The following is a 1687-nucleotide window of genomic DNA, read 5'->3' on the forward strand; positions in this document are numbered from 1 at the left end:
CTCGAGTTTCGCACCTTGATAAACCAAGAAAAAATGGCCTTTGAATCCGCATAAAATCCATAAAAAACCCGCATGAACACAGGGCTTTTGGTATAATTAAGGTACCAATCCAAATCATGCCAAAAGGACGTGTTATCACATGCGGGGAAAAACCAAAGAGATTGAAAAAGTAATTCAAACTCATGGATTTTCAATTGATTCTATTGTAAGGGATGTTATGAAATCGTTCAACTTCCGCTCCCTTTGTCATAAGGTTGGATTCAAGAAACAGCAAGGATATCCCGTCACCGACATCATCACGTTAATGTTGGTGTTTCCGCTAATGCTTTTAAACAGCATCAATGCCTTCTACAAAAGTGGATACAAACAGGTAACCAAAATGCAAAAGGATACGATTTATCGTTTGAAAAACAATGCCCAGATGCCTTGGCGCAACCTGCTTCTTCATGTGTCTAAGCAATTTCAGTGTTTGGTTAACCCTGATCAGGACGTGGACGATAAGTCGGCTTTTATCTTTGATGATACCATCGACGAGCGTGTTGGCCGCCGGATTGAAAAGGTTTCTTACGTCCACGACCATGTGGCCGGACGCAAAAAATCCAAAGCAACGCTCGGGTTCAAAAACCTCACCATGGGCCTCTTTGATGGGAAAAGCTTTAATCCTCTTGATTTCAGTCTTCATTCTGAAAAGAAGCTATACAAGAAACAGCGGAAAGAGCAATATCAGAAGAAGCGTGACTCTCGCTCAAACGGTGCCAAGCGCAAAAAGGAATGCGAGGTCGACAAAATTACGAATGCGATACGTATGCTCAAACGAGCGGTGAAGCACGGATTCAAGGCCAAGTATGTCCTCGTAGACAGTTGGTTTGCCAGCAAGGACTTTATCCGTACGTGCAGAGAGGTTAAAAATGGGGCGATGCACGTCATTTGTGCTGTCCGTAAGGACTGGAGAAAGTACCATTACCGAGGGAAGGACATGCATGCGAAGGAACTACTGAAAACCCTGAAAAACGAGGGTAAAGAAAAGCGTTGCCGCAAACGTAATACCCGGTATTATGAAGTCACCGTTTATTACCCGGGGATTGATGAAACCGTCAAATTGTTCTTTTGTCGCTTTCCGTATCAAAAAGACTGGCGACTGTATCTCTCCACAGATTCTGGCTTATCATTTATTGAAACAATGGAGGTCTATTCGGTGCGTTGGACCATCGAAGTTTTTTTCAGAGAGACGAAACAACAGCTTAGCCTGGGTAAGTGCCAATCTCGGGATTTTGACGCGCAAATTGCCCATGTAACGACGACCTACATCCTGTATGCCTTTTTGTCTTATTTCCGACGGGTCAACGACTACGAGACTTTGGGAGGGTTATTTGAAGAGATTAAAGACGACTTGGTAGAGAAAAATATGGCGCAACAGCTATGGGAAATGTTTGATGAGCTTCTGGACGTGGTTATCACGGCCATCTCAGAGTCAGGAGTAGTAGATATTCATGCCTTTAAGATGTCCGAGGAATACCAGTATATTAAAACCCTTTTTGAAGACTCGTTTTTGGTCAATCAACTATTTGACGGCGATAATGTCGCTTAAAGGCCGAAAATGGAATTTCGGGGAAAGCACTGCCATATAAGGGTTATAGATTCACATAGTTACGCTGAATCCCTTGCTATTTGGGGTGCGAAACTCGAG

General features: G+C 43.4%; 1 protein-coding gene. It reads left to right on the forward strand.

The window, feature by feature from the left end; translation table 11 throughout:
• The first annotated feature begins 139 nt into the window (after positions 1-139).
• Entirely contained in the window at positions 140-1588 is a 1449-nt protein-coding gene (locus tag BLS58_RS17090; RefSeq protein WP_090400355.1) for an IS4 family transposase, read from the forward strand.
• Positions 1589-1687: the final 99 nt, after the last annotated feature.

The sequence above is a fragment of the Natribacillus halophilus genome (assembly GCF_900100185.1).
GTDB lineage: Bacteria > Bacillota > Bacilli > Bacillales > Marinococcaceae > Natribacillus > Natribacillus halophilus.

Coding starts and splice junctions, on each gene's coding strand:
- BLS58_RS17090 (WP_090400355.1), top strand. CDS start 140: ATGCGGGGAAAAACCAAAGAGATTGAAAAAGTAATTCAAACTCATGGA.